This window comes from Acuticoccus sp. MNP-M23 (assembly GCF_031195445.1).
In the GTDB taxonomy this organism is placed as follows: domain Bacteria; phylum Pseudomonadota; class Alphaproteobacteria; order Rhizobiales; family Amorphaceae; genus Acuticoccus.
The window spans coordinates 1,052,656-1,067,540 of record NZ_CP133480.1 but is presented as its reverse complement, the minus strand read 5'-3'; the positions used below and the strand labels follow the sequence as shown (position 1 = coordinate 1,067,540).

Sequence of the window (14,885 nt, the reverse complement as noted above, 5' to 3'; positions counted from 1 at the left end):
GAGATCGCATACCGAAAAACCCGCCCGACCATTGAGCGCAGACGGTTTGCAGTTTCATGGGTCCCGCGAGCTTCAACCTTTCGAAGAACTGCAAGGATGTCGGCAGCGCTGATTTCTGTGATTTTCCGAGTCCACAATTCGGCGCGCGCAAACTCAAGGAGCCAGCGTGCCTTCCCGAGCGTGACTTAGGATAGGCCATTTTTCGCGCGCTTAATCAGAGCTCCTCGGCGATGGCGCCGAAGGTGTTGGTATCGAGGGTTCGCTGTGCCCGCTCGCGCTTCGCGTGCTCGCCGGGATCGATGTCCTTGGCCAGCAGCTGTTTGGCTTCGTCGCGGCGGGCTCGTGCCTCCGCAAGGCTGATAGCGGGATAGGAGCCGAACGCCACGGTCTTCTGGCGCTTATCAAGCCGATTATTCATCCACCAGAGGCGGCTTCCATTCTTTTGACCTGGAGGTACAGGCCGCCGCCGTCCGATAGCTTCACCGTTCGAGCGGTTGGATTGGAATTCCGGATAGCGGTGTCGGTGGCTGTTGGCGTTGGTTTCGATGCCAACAAATATACCAACATGTCGCTGGCTGGCAGCACCCTCCGGCGCACGCTGTCGTTTTAGCCGGATGCCAAACTTCCGGGGTCCGTGGGATGTTTCGGAAAACCTGAAACGGTGCAGGACGGAAAAATGGTGCCCAGGAGAGGACTCGAACCTCCACGCCTTGCGGCACACGGACCTGAACCGTGCGCGTCTACCAATTCCGCCACCTGGGCATTTGCGTCGGAAGCCGCTGGGTATTGGGTCGCGCGTGGAATGTCAACGGCTGTTGCAGCCATGCTGCGAAACATTGTGGATACGCACCGTCAGGCAAGGCTGCGGCGATGTTGATGGTGCAAAACATTGCGCTTCGCGCCGCGGCGCCCTAACCCATGGGCGGGGAATGCAAGAGATCGGTCACGCCATGGAGCGCAAGGCTACTAAGCTCGTCACAGTGTTCGGAGGCTCGGGGTTTGTGGGGCGCTATCTGGTGCGCGCCCTCGCAAAGTCCGGTTGGCGCGTGCGCGTCGCCGTCCGCCGTCCGGACCTGGTGGGTCACCTGCAACCGATGGGCGGGGTCGGGCAGATCAAGCCCGTCTTCGCCAACGTGCGCCACGTGGACAGCGTCCGCGCCGCGGTTGCTCACGCCGACGTGGTGGTGAACCTCGTCGGAATCCTGGCGGAAGGGGGCAAGCAGTCCTTCGAGGGCGTCCAGGCGGAAGGTGCGCGCAACATCGCGGATGCGGCAGCGGCTTCGGGGGCCACACGGCTGATCCAGATGTCCGCCCTCGGCGCCGATGCCGAGAGCGAGAGCGTCTACGCCCGGACCAAGGCCGCCGGTGAGCGGTCGGCGCATGAGGCAATGGCGGGCCAGGCAATCACCATTCGCCCGTCGATCCTGTTCGGGCCGGAAGACCAGTTCTTCAACCGTTTTGCCGGGATGGCGAAGCGCATGCCGTTCGTGCCGGTGATCTCGCCCGATACGCGCTTCCAGCCGGTTTATGTGGGCGATGTGGCAGCGTTCACGGCTGCGGCCGTGGAAGGCCGCATTCCCGCCGGGACAACCTACGAGCTGGGCGGCCCCGAGATTCGCACCTTCCGCGAGCTGATGGAGCAGATGCTCGAGGTGACGCGGCAGAAGCGGCGTGTGGTCGCCATGCCGGAGGGCATTGCGCGGCTCCAGGCGAAGGCGCTGTCGATCCTGCCCAATCCGCCAATCACGGAAGACCAGATCACCATGCTCGGCCACGACAATGTGGTCAGCGACGCGGCGATATCAGAAGGACGCACCTTCAAGGCGGCGGATATGGAGCCGCGGGCGCTGGCGTCGATCCTGCCCAGCTATCTCTGGGTGTTCCGCCGCCACGGTCAGTTCGCCGAGCCGGGCAGCGCCGCCTGACAGCGGCGCAACAGGCTGCGGGGGCCGCTTCAGCTCCCGTAGTGGATCAGCGCGAGGCCGAGCGTGCCCACCACGATGCGCCACCATGCAAACGGTGCGAAGCCGTGGCGGGACACAAAGTCCAGGAGCCTGCGCACCACAAACAGCGCTGACACGAACGCCGCCACAAAGCCGATGGCGATGATGGTCACGTCATCCACCGAAAGCACGTTGCGGTTGGCGTAAAGGTCGTAGGCGAACGCGCCGGTCATGGTGGGGATGGCGAGGAAAAAGGAGAACTCCGCCGCCGACCGCTTGTCCGCCCGTAGGAGCAGGGCGCCGGCAATGGTAGAGCCGGAGCGCGACATGCCCGGGATCAGCGCCAGCATCTGGAAGCAGCCGATCGCAAGGGCCAGCCACAACGGGTACTTCGTCGCGTCATGATAGCGCGGCGTGGGGGCACGCCGGTCGACCAGCAGCAGCAGGACACCGCCGATGATCAGCGTCGAGCAGATCAGCACCGGCGTCTCGAACAGCACGGTCTTGATGAAGTCGTGCAGGAGCACCCCGGCGGCCGCGGCCGGAAGGAACGCGAGGATGATGCCCGCGGCAAAGCGCCGTGCCGCCGGATCGTGCGGCATGGCGAATGCAATGCGCGTGAGGCGTGCGGTGTAGACCGTCAGAATAGCGCAGATGGCACCAAGCTGGATCAGCACCTCGAATGTCTTGCCGGTGGACTTGAAGCCGATCAGCTCTCCCAGGAGCAGGACGTGGCCGGTGGATGAGACGGGGATGAACTCCGTCAATCCCTCCACGACGCCGAGCAGCAACGCCGAAGCGATGGTTTCGTTTTCCAAAAAGATCTCCTATGGAGCGGCTGGCGCCAGTATACAGCGTGCCGGATCGATCGCGAACGGATGGCAAGCCCTTACGCCTTCGTCCGGCTGCAGTTAACCTCGCCTTACCAACGCGCGACTAGGGTTCTCCCGTCCCGTCTTGCGCGAGGGCATTCAGGGTGTCAGGCATTTCTCGATGATCGTTCACCATCACCCCTTTCTTGCACCGTGTCGCTTCGCACGGCTCGTTCTGGCCGAACATGCGCTGGAGCAGGAGCTTGTGGTCGAGCCATTCTGGGACGAGCGGCCGCAATTCGTGGCCGTCAATCCGGGAATGACGCTGCCCATGGCGTTCGACGGCGACCGCGGCCCGATCTGCGGCGCTGCCGTGCTGATGGAATATGTCGACGAGCGTTATGGCGACGGACGGCCCGGCCATCGGCTGATGCCGGCCGACCCGTTCCACCGCGCAGAGGTGCGCCGCCTCGTGAACTGGTTCACGCAGAAGTTCGAGGACGAGGTGTCCGGCCCCATCGTGACCGAGCGCATTCTCAAGCTGGAAATTCCCAACAAGAAGGGCGGCGGGGCGCCCGATTCGTCCGCGCTCCGGATCGCGCGGCAAAATGCGGTGAGCCATTTCCACTATATCGGCTCGCTCGCCATGAGCCGGAACTGGCTGGCGGGCGACCAGTTCACCTTTGCCGACCTTGCAGCGGGCGCTGCGCTTTCGGTGGTCGATTATCTGGGCGAAGCCCCGTGGCAGGCGGACCCGGCGGTCAAGGCCTGGTATCAGAAGCTGAAATCGCGTCCCTCGTTCCGCCCCCTTCTGTCCGACAAGGCGCGCCTGGTTGCACCAGCGCCGCATTATGCCGACCTCGATTTCTGAAAATTCCCGCGCCGACGCCGCCAAGGCCTTCATTGTAAAGGAGGCGAGGGCCGCCGGGTTCGACGATGCCGCCGTTGCCGACCTCACGGCCTTTGGCGACGCGCCCGGCGGACGGCTGGCTGACATGGTCGGCGCCGGCGAGCACGGCGAAATGGCCTGGCTGAAGGACACCGCAGACCGCCGCAAGCATCCGCAGGCCCTGTGGCCGGAAGTCCGGTCGGTGGTGATGCTGGCGCAAAATTACGGCCCCGAGGACAACCCGCTCGACGATCTGGCGCACACGGACCGCGGTGTCGTCTCGGTCTACGCCCGCGGGCGCGACTATCACGACGTGATGAAGGGCCGGATGAAGACACTGGCCCAGCGGCTGGTCTCCCGGTTTGGCGGCGACGTTAAGGTGTTTGTGGACACCGCGCCGGTGATGGAAAAACCGCTGGCGGCGGCAGCCGGGCTCGGCTGGCAGGGCAAGCACACCAACCTCGTCTCCCGCCATTACGGGTCCTGGCTGTTTCTTGGCGCGCTGTTCACCACGTTGGAGCTGGAGCCCGACCCTGCCCATGCAGATCGTTGCGGGTCGTGCCGCCGGTGCCTCGATGTGTGCCCGACGGACGCATTTCCGGCACCATACCGCCTGGATGCTCGACGTTGCATTGCATATCTGACAATCGAAGCGCGAGAGATGATCCCTGTTGCGTTCCGCCGCGCAATGGGCAACCGGATCTTTGGGTGCGACGACTGTCTGGCCGTCTGCCCGTGGAACCGGTTTGCAAAGGCTTCGGCAGAAATGCAGTTTGCCCCCCGTGAAGGCCCCGCGCCGTTGCAGGAACTCGGACGGCTGGACGATGCAGCCTTCCGCAAGCGCTATGCGGGCACGCCGGTGAAACGGCTGGGCCGCGAGCGCTTCGTGCGCAACGTGATGGTTGCGGTGGGCAACGCGCAGTCGGACGACTACGCGGAGCTGATAAGCGAGCGGGTGGCAGACGAGGCGCCGCAAGTGCGTGCCGCGGCAGCGTGGGCCGCGCGGCAGACTTTGGACGACGCGCCGCTCCGCCGTCTGGCGGATGAGGCGCTGGGGCGGGAGCGCGACGCTATGGTGCGCGCGGAATGGGACTTATGAGTGAGCAATCGGCACTGCCCGGACGTCACCCCGAGATGCGGCTTGTCTGCCTCGGCTTCGGTTACAGCGCCCGTGCGTTCTTGCGCGCGGTCCGGCCAGGGGCGGTGACGGGCACCACCCGGTCGCCCGAAAAGGCGGATGCGCTGCACCAGTCCGGCATCCGGTCCATTGTTTATGACGGCGGGTCCAGCCCCAGCCTCAGCGAAGCGATCCGCAGTGCAACGCATGTTCTGGTCTCGGCCGGACCGGGGCCGGGCGGCGATCCGTTCCGCTTTCATTTCGAGCGGGATATTGCCAACGCGCCGGACCTTGCTTGGATCGGTTATCTCTCCACCATCGGCGTTTATGGCGACCATGGGGGCGCTGTGGTGGACGAGCGGACACTGTGCGTGCCTACCGCTGACCGCGGCCTCTGGCGGCTTGAGGCCGAGGACGCATGGTTCGCGCTCGGCCGGCGGATCGACGTGCCGGTTGGCGTGTTCCGCCTGGCGGGAATTTACGGGCCGGGCCGCAGCCCGCTCGTTTCGCTCAAGGAAGGCCGCGCCAAGCGGATCATCAAGCCCGGTCAGGTGTTCAACCGCATTCATGTGGAAGACATTGCGCAGACGCTGGTGGCGTCGATCGCCCGGCCTGCGCGGCGCTACTACAACGTGGCCGACAATGAGCCCGCACCGCCGCAGGACGTAATCGAATACGCCGCCGGGCTGATGGGGATGGACCCGCCGCCCGAAATTCCATTCGACGAAGCGGACATGAGCCCCATGGCGCGCTCGTTCTACGGCGACGTGAAGCGTGTTTCCAACACCCGCCTGCGCAGTGAGCTTGGCGTCAGGCTGCGCTACCCGACATACCGCGAGGGGCTGCGCGCCCTGTGGGAAAGCGGAACCTGGGACAACGCCAGCTGATCAGGCGGACCGTCCCAACGCAAAAACGCCGGCCCGGAAAATCCGGACCGGCGCTTTATTCGCAAGCTTTTCAGAAGGACTAGAAACGCACGCGCGCCACGTCGTCCTTGGAGGCTTCTTCGGCGGAACCCTTGAAGAGCGCATCGGCCATGTAGTGCAGGAAGTCGCCCGTGCCGGCCTTCCAGATCTGCGCTTCACCAAGGTCGAAACGCAGGAGCACCAGGTCGGGGTCGTCCTTGCCGTTTTCGAACCAGGCGGACACCACGGGGCTCCAGAACTTGTCGATCACCGCGCGGTCCATGTCGACTTCGAGCGTGCCGTGGACGGAGGCGAACAGGTCGTGACCCTTGGCGCTGTAGGCGAACACGGCCCGGTGTGACTGTGTGAGCGCGCCGACAAGCCGGTTCTGCCGGTTGGTGTAGAAATAGATGCGGTTCGGCAGATCGTCGTCAAACTGCGCGGTCATCGGCTGGGTGTGCGCCTCGTCCACGCCGGCAAGGCCGAGCATCACGAAGGGGCTGTCCTCCAGTGCGTCCCAAAATTTTTCCTTCATCTCCTGGCCATTGCTCATGGTTCGTTCCTTTCGTTTCTGAGGGGAGAACCAATGGGAAGCGATCCGGTTTCATCGGCGTTTTGTCGCCCACAGAATGAGCGCAATCAAAGGGGCTTGCAGGACGACCCGCAGCCACAGCGCCCAGGCGGGCAGATGAAGGCTGCCGATGGGCGTGCCATCCAGTGCATGCTGGATATTGGCGGGAAGCACGGCCAGCGCATAAAGCGCCAGGAGCTTGCCCGAAAGCGCCCGCGTGCGCGGGGGGAGGAGGAGCAGGCCAAGCACGCCTTCGATGGCGCCGGTCAGCTGCACGAGGAAGATTTTGGCCGGCAAGGGGGCCGGAACGATGCTGGCAAAGGCGGCGGTCTGCGTGAAGTGGAGAACCGCAGCCGCGACGAAGGCGGCGCTCAGCAGGAAAACGACAATGGTGCGGATCACGGGTGTTCCTGTTGCTCGCGCGGCGGAGAGATGGTGGGAGCCTGACATTCCGCGCCCGAGCCGTCACCGATCGTTTTGCCTGCGGGCAAAGAATATTTTCAGCCTTCAGGAGCAATTGCAGGCAGTCGGGGTTTTCCGTCGTGGCAGCGGAACGAACCATCCCCGGTGACGATCATGCGCACCAGCGCCACGGCGTCCGTCGATGGCCATCAGGTGGTGACCGCCGAATGGGCGGAGCCCGTACGGGCCACCGCCAGCAATTCAACCCGCCGGGCAGCCCCGCCGGCGGTTTTTTGCGTCCTCGATCGGGAGATTGTTCAGGCCGCAATTGCGGGCTGCTGCTGCGCCGGCGAACCGGTCGCCGCGCGGGCGACCGGGAACGACAGGGCGATGACCGTCCCGTCCGGCGTCGGCTCTTGCGTCAGCGTCCCGCCGAGCTGCGTTGCGGAGAGTGATATCAGCTTGGTGCCGAATGCGCCCGTGGATGCCGCCAGAACCGGCCCTGCCGCGCCGCTTTCGCGCCAGACGATGGTCCAGCTTTCCTCGGTTCGCGCAATGTCGAGCGTGACCGTGCCGCCGTCCTGCGCAAAGGCGCCGTTCTGGCTGGCGCGGGCGCCAAGTTCGTTCACCAGCAGGCTGATGGGGGTGAGCTGGGAAACGGCCAGCGGCTCCGCCCCGCCGCGGATCACGAGCCCGTTCTTGTCCACCGCGTAGGCGCGCAGGATCGTTTCGATGATCTTGCTGGCGCTGGCACAATCGGCTGCGCTGGGACTGAGGCTGTGCGCATGAGCCTGGGAGAGCGCCGAAATCCGCCGCCGCAGGTTCTCCGCAAACTCCGGACTGTCCCCCTCTATGCGCGCACTCATCAGGATCAGCGAGTTCACGACGGAGAACGTGTTTTTCACACGGTGGCTGAGTTCACGCAGCACCAGATTATGGCGCGCTGCGGCCTCGTGCAGCGCGCTTTCGTTGCGGCAGATCTGCACGAACAGCGTTTCGCTGCCAATCTGCCCGGCACGGCGGACCGTGGTGCGCGCCGGCACCATTTCACCGGATTTGGCGCGAAGGGACAAAGCGCCGCGCCATGCCTTCCCCGCATAGATGTCCTCGCAGACAGTGTCCCACTCGGCATTGAGCGTATGCCCGAGGATGGCGGAGGGATCGCGCCCCAGAACCTCGTCCTCGCCGTAGCCATACAAGGTCCGCGCGCTTTCGTTCCAGCGCTGGATGCCGCGCCGGTCGCTCCACAGGATCACCGCGTCATCCAGCGTTTCGAAGATGTCGTTGGCGAGCCGGCCAAGGCCCACGGCATCACTCTCGCCGACGGCGGTGTAGACGCCGAACATCCGCGTCGGATGCCCGCCTTCGCGCTGCGCAAACCCGCGGCTGCGCATGGTGACAAAGTCGCCCGAAGCGGTGCGGAACCGGATGAACTGGTCGTACGGATGGGCCGGATCCGCGCAGTGGCGCACAAGATCGCGCTGGGCCTGCTCGTGGTCTTCCCGCACTGCGATGGCTTGCCAGGCCTTGGTCTTGTGTACCCGAGAGGCTGGCTCATAGCCGAGCGAGCGCCAGAAGCCGGGGCTGATCCACTCGTCTTCGTGGGTTTGTAGATCACGCAGCCAGAAGCCATTGAACCCCACGCCATCCAGAAAACGCAGGGTTTCCGGCTTCTGCAGAAGCTCTGAGAATTCGTGATAGAGGTAGTGTTCGGAATTTCCGTGGATGCCGCACAGCATGCGGTATTTGGCTAAATCATTACCATCGTTCAGGCGTACATCTGCCATGACCTGATCCTTAACGCACGATACATTCGTTATCTGTTGGCGTTAAGATCGTTCCGTATGCTTGCTTGCGGCTTGAGTGACTTAGTTTTGGGTTATTATATCTGTCTTCGGTTGTAATGGTGGGCGGCGCGAGGTGGACGGGAACTGACCGGGGCCCGCGGGCCCCGGTCATTGGTGTCAATCAGGCGGCGCCGACAGCCTGTGCGTGCTGGCGGTGGCGGGCGGCCAGCTTGTTGACGGCGGCCACATAGGCCTTGGCCGAGGCCACCAGCGTATCCACATCCGCGCCGCGGCCGGATTCGATCCGCTCGCCCTGTTGCAGGCGCACCGACACTTCGGCCTGCGCATCGGTCCCCTCGGTCACCGCATGGACCTGGTAAAGTGACAGGCGCGCCTCGTGCGGCATGATCTTCTTCACCGCATTGAAGACGGCATCCACCGGGCCGGATCCGGTGGCCTCTTCGGTCACGTGCCGGCCGCCCAGATCCATCACCAGAATGGCCTTCTGCGGGCCGCCGGTGCCGGCAATCACGGTGAGGGACATCACGCGGGCGACTTCGTTTTCCTCGGTGATCTGATCCTCGACCAGCGCCTCGATGTCCTCGTCGTAGACATGCTTCTTGCGGTCGGCCAGCTCCTTGAAGCGGCGGAACGCGTCCTGCAGCGCGTTGTCACCGAGGACGAAACCCAGCTCTTCCAGCTTCTGGCGGAAGGCGTGGCGACCGGAGTGCTTGCCCATGACCAGCGAGGTGGCGTTCACGCCAACGTCGGACGGCTTCATGATCTCATAGGTTTCGGCGTGCTTCAGCATCCCGTCCTGGTGGATGCCACTTTCGTGGGCAAAGGCGTTCTTGCCGACAATCGCCTTGTTGTACTGGACCGAGAAACCACTGGCGACGGCAACCAGCTTGGAGGCGCGCATGATCTGCGTTGCATCCACCCGGGTGTCGTAGGGCAGCACGTCGGCGCGGGTGCGCAGCGCCATGACCACCTCTTCCAGCGCCGCGTTGCCGGCCCGTTCGCCAAGGCCGTTGATGGTGCACTCGATCTGCCGTGCGCCACCTTCCACGCCCGCCAGCGCATTGGCCACCGCGAGGCCGAGGTCGTTGTGGGTGTGGGTGGAGAAGATCACGTCCTGCGCGCCGGCGATGTCCTGCATCGCCTCGAACATGGCGCGGTATTCGCTGGGTGTCGCGTAGCCGACAGTATCGGGCAGGTTGATGGTGGTGGCACCGCAGCGAATGGCGGTTTCCACGCAACGGCGCAGATATTCGAGCGGGGTGCGCGTCGCATCCATGCCCGACCATTCGACGTCGTCGACGAGGTTGCGCGCCTGCCCGACGGTCTTCTCGATGATGTCGATCACCTCGTCTTCGGACTTCTTCATCTGGTATTTCAGGTGAAGCGGCGAGGTGGACACGAAGGTGTGGATGCGCGGACGCTTGGCGTGGCGCACAGCTTCGGCGGCGCGGTCGATATCGGCCGGGATGGCCCGGGCGAGACCGCAGACCACGGCGTCCTTCACTTCGTGGGCAATCTGGGAAACGGACTCGAAATCACCGTCGGAGGCGATCGGGAAGCCGGCTTCGATGATGTCCACCTTCATCTCGTCGAGAATGGTGGCGATCTGGACCTTTTCGTCCAGCGTCATCGAGGCACCGGGCGATTGTTCGCCGTCACGCAAGGTGGTGTCGAAAATTTTGATGTCGTGCATTTTAGAACGTCCTGACCGGGTTCTGTGCGAACCGTTTGATGCTGGTTTTGCGATCAAATCCCCTGAACGTGCGCCCGTCCGGCGGGCTGCCGACGATCAGGGGCTGGTAAGGAGAAGAAGCGGCGCGCACGGCAGCGCAGCAGCGGCCGAGGGGGCCGCAACCTGCCGGAGGAGGAAATGCGCGTGCGTCATAACAGCATGTTATACAGCACAAAGCTTGTGCTGGGAAGTGCCTACTTGTTGCCGCCGGGATTGAGCAGCACCCGGACGCGGGACGATGACTGCACGCTGGCAACGCCGGTATCCAGCGAAACGGTGAGCTTGTCGCCGGTGACCACGTTGCCGTCCTGCGTCAGCGTGACGTTGCCCGTCAGCGACAAAGTGCGGTCGTCGAAGTTGACGACGCCCGCGTCGCCGGTGGCGGACTGGCCGTCGGCGGTGATGAGCACCCTGCCGCTGGCCTCGAGGCGCGAGATGCGCTGGTTCTGCGGGGTGGAGGGGTTTTCACCGCTCGCCGGCATCGCGCTCTGGGAATAGTAGACGGTGAGGGTGGACGTCTGCAGCGCAGCCTGTTCCTGTTTCACGACCACGTTGCCCTTGAAGATGGCCGCGTTGGACTTGTCCTGGACTTCCAGCTCGTCGGCCTCGATCTCGATCGGCGAGGACTGATCGGACCCGAAGTCGGCAAAACCGGTGTCGAAGGTCTGGGCACTTGCGTGCAACGGAGCCAGCGCGAAAGCGGCAAGGAGGAGCGCCGCAAATGCGCTCAGGCGGACCACTGGGGCGGACATGGATAATCTCCAGCTTCGGTCAGTTCGAAGGGTTGATCATGATGGATACGCCGCCGGTCAGGCGGATGAAAGTGCCGCCATTGGTGACGGAAATGCCGCCGGCCGTCACATGGCCGCGCGGGGAGTCGATCTCGATGCCGCCGTCGGCGTCGACGGAGCCGGCGCGCAGGTCCACGGTGGCTGCCGGCAGGCTGATGGTGCTGCCATCGGACGAGGCGAGGGACACACCGTCCGTCAGGTCGAGGATCTCGGTGTCGGTGTTGTAGGCCGCCGTGTTGCCGTTGATCACGACTTCCTGGCCTTCGCCCATGTCGAGGTTGGCAGTCAGCCCCTCAAGGGTCAGCCGTGAGGGATTGAGAAGGCTCTGAATGGCGCGCTCGGCCACCACTTCATAACGGCGCCCTCCGCCCAGATGGCCGGCAAGCCGCGGCTCGTTCATGACCAGCCCGTCGGCGGTGAGGCTGAGGCCGGCAAGCGCTGCCAGCGGAAAGAGCTTGGGCAGGACTGCGGCGCCGACCAGCACCACCGCAATGAGGGCGGCCACCACCGGAAGGAAGACCCGCAACCGCCGGACCCGGCGGGAGTTCGACCGCGCGCGCCGCTGCTCCACCACCCGCCGCGCGGGCGGCAGGGCCTCGCCGCCATGGACGGCGGCTGCGGCGGAGATGGCGGCCTTGCCCATCACGAGTGCGCGAAGATGTCGACGTTTTCCCAGCCCGCCAGATCGAGGCGGACACGTGTGGGAAGGGCTTCGAACACCGCATGTGCCAGCTCGGCACGGCCTTCGCGCTCCAGCATCGCGTCAAGCTTTTCGCGGATGCGGTGGAGATACAGAACGTCGGACGCGGCATAGGCTTTCTGCGCGTCGGTCAGGGCAGGGGCGCCCCAGTCGCTGCTCTGCTGCTGCTTGGAAATATCCTCGCCAATCAGTTCGCGCGACAGCTCCTTCAGGCCATGCCGGTCGGTGTAGGTGCGGGCAAGCTTGGACGCGATCTTGGTGCAGTAGACCGGCGCGGGCATGACGCCGAGCGTATGCGCCAGCAGCGCCATGTCGAACCGGCCGAAGTGGAACAGCTTCTCGATGGACGGGTCGGCCAGCATGGCGGCGAGATTGGGCGCCTCGGTCTGGCCGCGCTCGATCTGCACCAGATCGGCCGTGCCGTCGCCGGTGGACATCTGCACCACGCACAAACGGTCGCGGGTGTTGTTGAGACCCATTGCCTCGGTGTCGATGGCAATGGACGCTATGCCAGTAATCGGGGCTGGCAGGTCGCGCTGGTGAAAGCGTATCGTCAAGGGAAACTCGCTGCGGTTTCTCTGTTGATGGGGTTGTTGGAGCCCGAGCGCAACCGCGGCGTGCTATCTGCAGTGCACTTTGCGATAATATGTGGCGTCTCGGACGCGCAAGTTTCCAGAACGACATCATTTCAGTGCCGGAGCCCGGAATGCCGCCATTTCACCTGTGCCGCATCAATGCAACCGCAAGCGGTTCGATTTGCCGCGCGCTGACGGCCGCGGTCCTTCTGGCCGCCAGCGCCGCAGTGTCGCCGCTTGCTGCGCAGGACGACGTCGCGCCACCGCACGCTGCCGGCGCGCCTGAAGTGCCCGCGACCGAGGCCGCCACCAAGCCGCCCGAACCGAAGACAATGTCCCCTGCCGAAAAGAAGGCGAAGGAAACCGCCGAGCTTTGCACCCTTCTTTCCGCAGCGGCAGATGCGCACGGCGTGCCGCACGAATTCTTCATTCGCCTGATCTGGAAGGAAAGCCGCTTCAACGCCGGTGCAGTCAGCCCCGTGGGGGCACAGGGGATTGCGCAGTTCATGCCGGGCACGGCGCGGCTGCGTGGGTTGAAGAACCCGTTCGACCGGGAGGAGGCGCTGTTCGCCTCTGCGTCATTTCTGGCGGATCTGAAGGCGGAGCTTGGTTCGTGGGGGCTCGCGGCGGCCGGGTATAATGGCGGGCCGAACCGGATTCCCCGCTTTGTGGCCGGCGAGGGGAGCCTTCCCTACGAAACCATCGACTACGTCTATTCCATCACCGGGCGCACGGCAAAGCACTGGGCCATTCGCGCCAACGGCCTGCCGGACCGTCCGCCCGTTGTGACCGCATGGCGCCGCAGCGGTGACCTTGCCGCACCAGCCCCGGCAAAACCAGACGCCGTGCTGACGGAGACGGCGGGGCCGCCGGCGCCCTCTGTGCCGGAACGTGCCGGACCGCCCGTGCAGGCGGTGGAGGTGGCGCTGGCCTACCCGCCGCCCGCCCGGCCGGAATACAGGCCGCAGGCCGTGGATTGCCCGGATCTCATTGCCCGGCTGGGCCGTGCGCGCGATGTGCGGCCGCCGACCGGTGGCGGATGGACACCATGGGGCGCGCAGGTGGCCGGCCACCCCAAGCGCAGCATCGCGATGCGCCAGTATGCACGTCTCAAGTCGCGCCTTCCCGGCGATCTGGTGGCCAAGGGGCCAAGCGTCGTCGTGCGCCGCTTCGCCGCCCGCGGCCGGTTGCCGATCCACGCTGTCCAGTTTGCCGCACCGAGCCGCGGCGAAGCGCAGGCGCTCTGCCGCCGCATCGCCAGGGCGCTCGCCCCTTGCGTTGTGGTGAAAAACAGCTGAGCCAAAGCTTCACGCGGCGCGCCCACCCGTTGCGGCGTGGGCGGACGCTCTCCTTCGCGGCCATTGCGCTGCGCAGGCTCGCAAATAGACTTGCAAATAAAATGCAGTTTGCAGTTCACATTGTTCATGGGCCGAGCATCGGTTCGCAGACCGAACGCACACGGCACATGGCACAATCGAAAGGGCTGTCAGATGGTTGATCTAATCCTGCGCGGTGGACGGGTCCTCGACCCGGCGGCCGGCCTCGACGCGGTGACGGACGTCGCCTTCGAGGACGGCAAGATCGCCGCCGTCGGCCCCGACCTTGCGCAGAGCGCCGGCACCGAGATCCGCGACGTCTCCGGCAAGATCGTGACCCCCGGCCTGATCGACCTGCACACCCACGTCTACTGGGGCGGCACGTCGCTCGGCGTGGATGCGCCAACCATCGCCAAACGCTCCGGCACCACCACATTCGTGGACGCGGGCAGCGCCGGCGCCGGCAATTTTCCGGGCTTTCGCGCCCATGTGATCGAGCGGACCGAGCCGCGGATCCTCGCCTACGTCAATATCTCCTATGCCGGCATCTTCGGCTTCTCGAAGAACGTGATGGTCGGCGAATGCGGCGACATGCGCCTCGTGAATCCCGACGAGTGCATGGCCGCCGCGAAGGCCAACAAGGATCTCGTCGTCGGCATCAAGTGCCGGATCGGGGCCAAGGCGGGCGGCGCGTCGGGTATTGCGCCGCTGCAGCTCGCCATCGAGGTGGCGGACATGCTGGACCTCCCGGTGATGGCCCATATCGACAGCCGACCCCCCAGCCAGAAGGACGTGATCGAGATCCTGCGGCCGGGCGACGTGCTGACCCATTGTTTCCGTCCCTGGCCCAACGCGCCGGTGGACGCCAACCGCAACGTGCGCGCCGAGGTGCTGGCCGCCAAGGAGCGCGGCGTCTATTTCGACATCGGCCACGGGCAGGGCGGCTTCTCGTTCGCCTCCTGCCGGGCAATGGTCGCCGAGGGCATCCTGCCGGACGCCATCTCCAGCGACGTGCATGTCCTGTGCGTCGAGGGTCCGGCGCACGATCTTCTGGCCGTCATGTCCAAATTTCTGGCGCTGGGCATGGACCTCAACGACGTGGTGCGCTGCGTCACCGAGAATCCGGCAAAGATCATCCGCCGGCCGGAACTTGGCGGCCTTGCCGCCGGCACCCCCGGCGATGCAACGGTGATCGAATTGCGTGACGAGACCGTGGAGCACACCGACGTTGTGGGCGAGAAACTCACCGGCAGCCAGCGGCTTGCCTGTGTCGGCACCGTCATCGGCGGCAAATGGTGGAGCGACGGCGCCGAACCGGCGTAGG

The 14,885-nt window shown here is 65.1% G+C and carries 15 protein-coding genes, 1 tRNA gene and 1 pseudogene; 6 read left to right on the top strand and 11 right to left on the bottom strand.

The annotated features are described in order from the left end of the window. Positions 1 to 14: 14 nt before the first annotated feature. The 3 genes and pseudogenes from RDV64_RS23820 to RDV64_RS05045 form a co-directional block, all read right to left on the bottom strand. Positions 15 to 137, bottom strand: a pseudogene (locus RDV64_RS23820) (hypothetical protein); the annotation flags it as partial. 77 nt (positions 138 to 214) lie between these two features. Then, positions 215 to 418 (bottom strand): integrase arm-type DNA-binding domain-containing protein, encoded by a 204-nt coding sequence (locus RDV64_RS05050; protein WP_309198188.1) that lies wholly within the window; start codon positions 416 to 418, stop codon positions 215 to 217. Between the two features lie 259 nt (positions 419 to 677). Beyond that, positions 678 to 762: transfer RNA gene (locus RDV64_RS05045), tRNA-Leu, on the bottom strand. Positions 763 to 929: 167 nt separating this feature from the next. On the opposite strand from RDV64_RS05045, the gene RDV64_RS05040 reads away from it, so the two are divergent. Continuing rightward, complete coding sequence (locus RDV64_RS05040; protein ID WP_309198187.1) at positions 930 to 1,925, top strand: complex I NDUFA9 subunit family protein; 996 nt, start codon at positions 930 to 932, stop codon at positions 1,923 to 1,925. Positions 1,926 to 1,954: 29 nt separating this feature from the next. On the opposite strand, the gene RDV64_RS05035 is transcribed toward RDV64_RS05040, so the two are convergent. After that, complete coding sequence (locus RDV64_RS05035) at positions 1,955 to 2,761, bottom strand: undecaprenyl-diphosphate phosphatase (RefSeq protein ID WP_309198186.1); 807 nt, start codon at positions 2,759 to 2,761, stop codon at positions 1,955 to 1,957. Between the two features lie 175 nt (positions 2,762 to 2,936). Here RDV64_RS05035 and RDV64_RS05030 point away from each other — a divergent pair, with 175 nt between their 5' ends. Genes RDV64_RS05030 through RDV64_RS05020 form a run of 3 tightly spaced genes read left to right on the top strand, consistent with a single transcriptional unit; the run spans position 2,937 to position 5,648 of the window. Then, positions 2,937 to 3,626 carry a glutathione S-transferase family protein gene (locus tag RDV64_RS05030; RefSeq protein WP_309198185.1) on the top strand — a complete coding sequence of 230 codons (690 nt, stop codon included), beginning with the start codon at positions 2,937 to 2,939 and terminating at the stop codon, positions 3,624 to 3,626. Then, entirely contained in the window at positions 3,607 to 4,743 is a 1,137-nt protein-coding gene (queG, locus tag RDV64_RS05025; RefSeq protein ID WP_309198184.1) for a tRNA epoxyqueuosine(34) reductase QueG, read from the top strand. Before RDV64_RS05030 ends, queG begins: the two co-directional genes overlap by 20 nt. Next, the gene (locus RDV64_RS05020; protein ID WP_309198183.1) at positions 4,740 to 5,648 is read left to right on the top strand and encodes an SDR family oxidoreductase; all 909 of its coding nucleotides are present in this window, start codon (positions 4,740 to 4,742) and stop codon (positions 5,646 to 5,648) included. Before queG ends, RDV64_RS05020 begins: the two co-directional genes overlap by 4 nt. A gap of 79 nt (positions 5,649 to 5,727) precedes the next feature. Here the strand turns inward: RDV64_RS05020 and RDV64_RS05015 are convergent, their stop codons facing one another. The 7 genes from RDV64_RS05015 to RDV64_RS04985 form a co-directional block, all read right to left on the bottom strand. Beyond that, the gene (locus RDV64_RS05015; protein ID WP_309198182.1) at positions 5,728 to 6,219 is read right to left on the bottom strand and encodes a pyridoxamine 5'-phosphate oxidase family protein; all 492 of its coding nucleotides are present in this window, start codon (positions 6,217 to 6,219) and stop codon (positions 5,728 to 5,730) included. A 51-nt stretch (positions 6,220 to 6,270) separates the two neighbouring features. Further along, complete coding sequence (locus RDV64_RS05010) at positions 6,271 to 6,639, bottom strand: hypothetical protein (RefSeq protein WP_309198181.1); 369 nt, start codon at positions 6,637 to 6,639, stop codon at positions 6,271 to 6,273. Positions 6,640 to 6,956: 317 nt separating this feature from the next. Beyond that, complete coding sequence (locus RDV64_RS05005) at positions 6,957 to 8,426, bottom strand: HWE histidine kinase domain-containing protein (protein WP_309198180.1); 1,470 nt, start codon at positions 8,424 to 8,426, stop codon at positions 6,957 to 6,959. A 181-nt stretch (positions 8,427 to 8,607) separates the two neighbouring features. Further along, a complete protein-coding gene (locus RDV64_RS05000; protein ID WP_309198179.1) occupies positions 8,608 to 10,140 on the bottom strand; it encodes a 2-isopropylmalate synthase in 1,533 nt (510 codons plus the stop codon). A gap of 233 nt (positions 10,141 to 10,373) precedes the next feature. Further along, positions 10,374 to 10,931, bottom strand: a complete 558-nt coding sequence (locus RDV64_RS04995; protein ID WP_309198178.1) for an LptA/OstA family protein — start codon at positions 10,929 to 10,931, stop codon at positions 10,374 to 10,376. Positions 10,932 to 10,950: 19 nt separating this feature from the next. After that, positions 10,951 to 11,613 (bottom strand): LPS export ABC transporter periplasmic protein LptC, encoded by a 663-nt coding sequence (gene lptC, locus RDV64_RS04990; RefSeq protein ID WP_309198177.1) that lies wholly within the window; start codon positions 11,611 to 11,613, stop codon positions 10,951 to 10,953. Next, positions 11,613 to 12,227 carry a ribonuclease D gene (locus RDV64_RS04985; protein WP_309198176.1) on the bottom strand — a complete coding sequence of 205 codons (615 nt, stop codon included), beginning with the start codon at positions 12,225 to 12,227 and terminating at the stop codon, positions 11,613 to 11,615. Before RDV64_RS04985 ends, lptC begins: the two co-directional genes overlap by 1 nt. Positions 12,228 to 12,376: 149 nt before the next feature. Between RDV64_RS04985 and RDV64_RS04980 the strand changes: the two genes are divergently transcribed. Further along, on the top strand, positions 12,377 to 13,543 hold the full coding sequence (locus tag RDV64_RS04980; RefSeq protein WP_309198175.1) for a lytic transglycosylase domain-containing protein: 1,167 nt from the start codon (positions 12,377 to 12,379) through the stop codon (positions 13,541 to 13,543). Positions 13,544 to 13,735: 192 nt separating this feature from the next. After that, a complete protein-coding gene (locus tag RDV64_RS04975; protein WP_309198174.1) occupies positions 13,736 to 14,884 on the top strand; it encodes an amidohydrolase/deacetylase family metallohydrolase in 1,149 nt (382 codons plus the stop codon). Position 14,885: the final 1 nt, after the last annotated feature.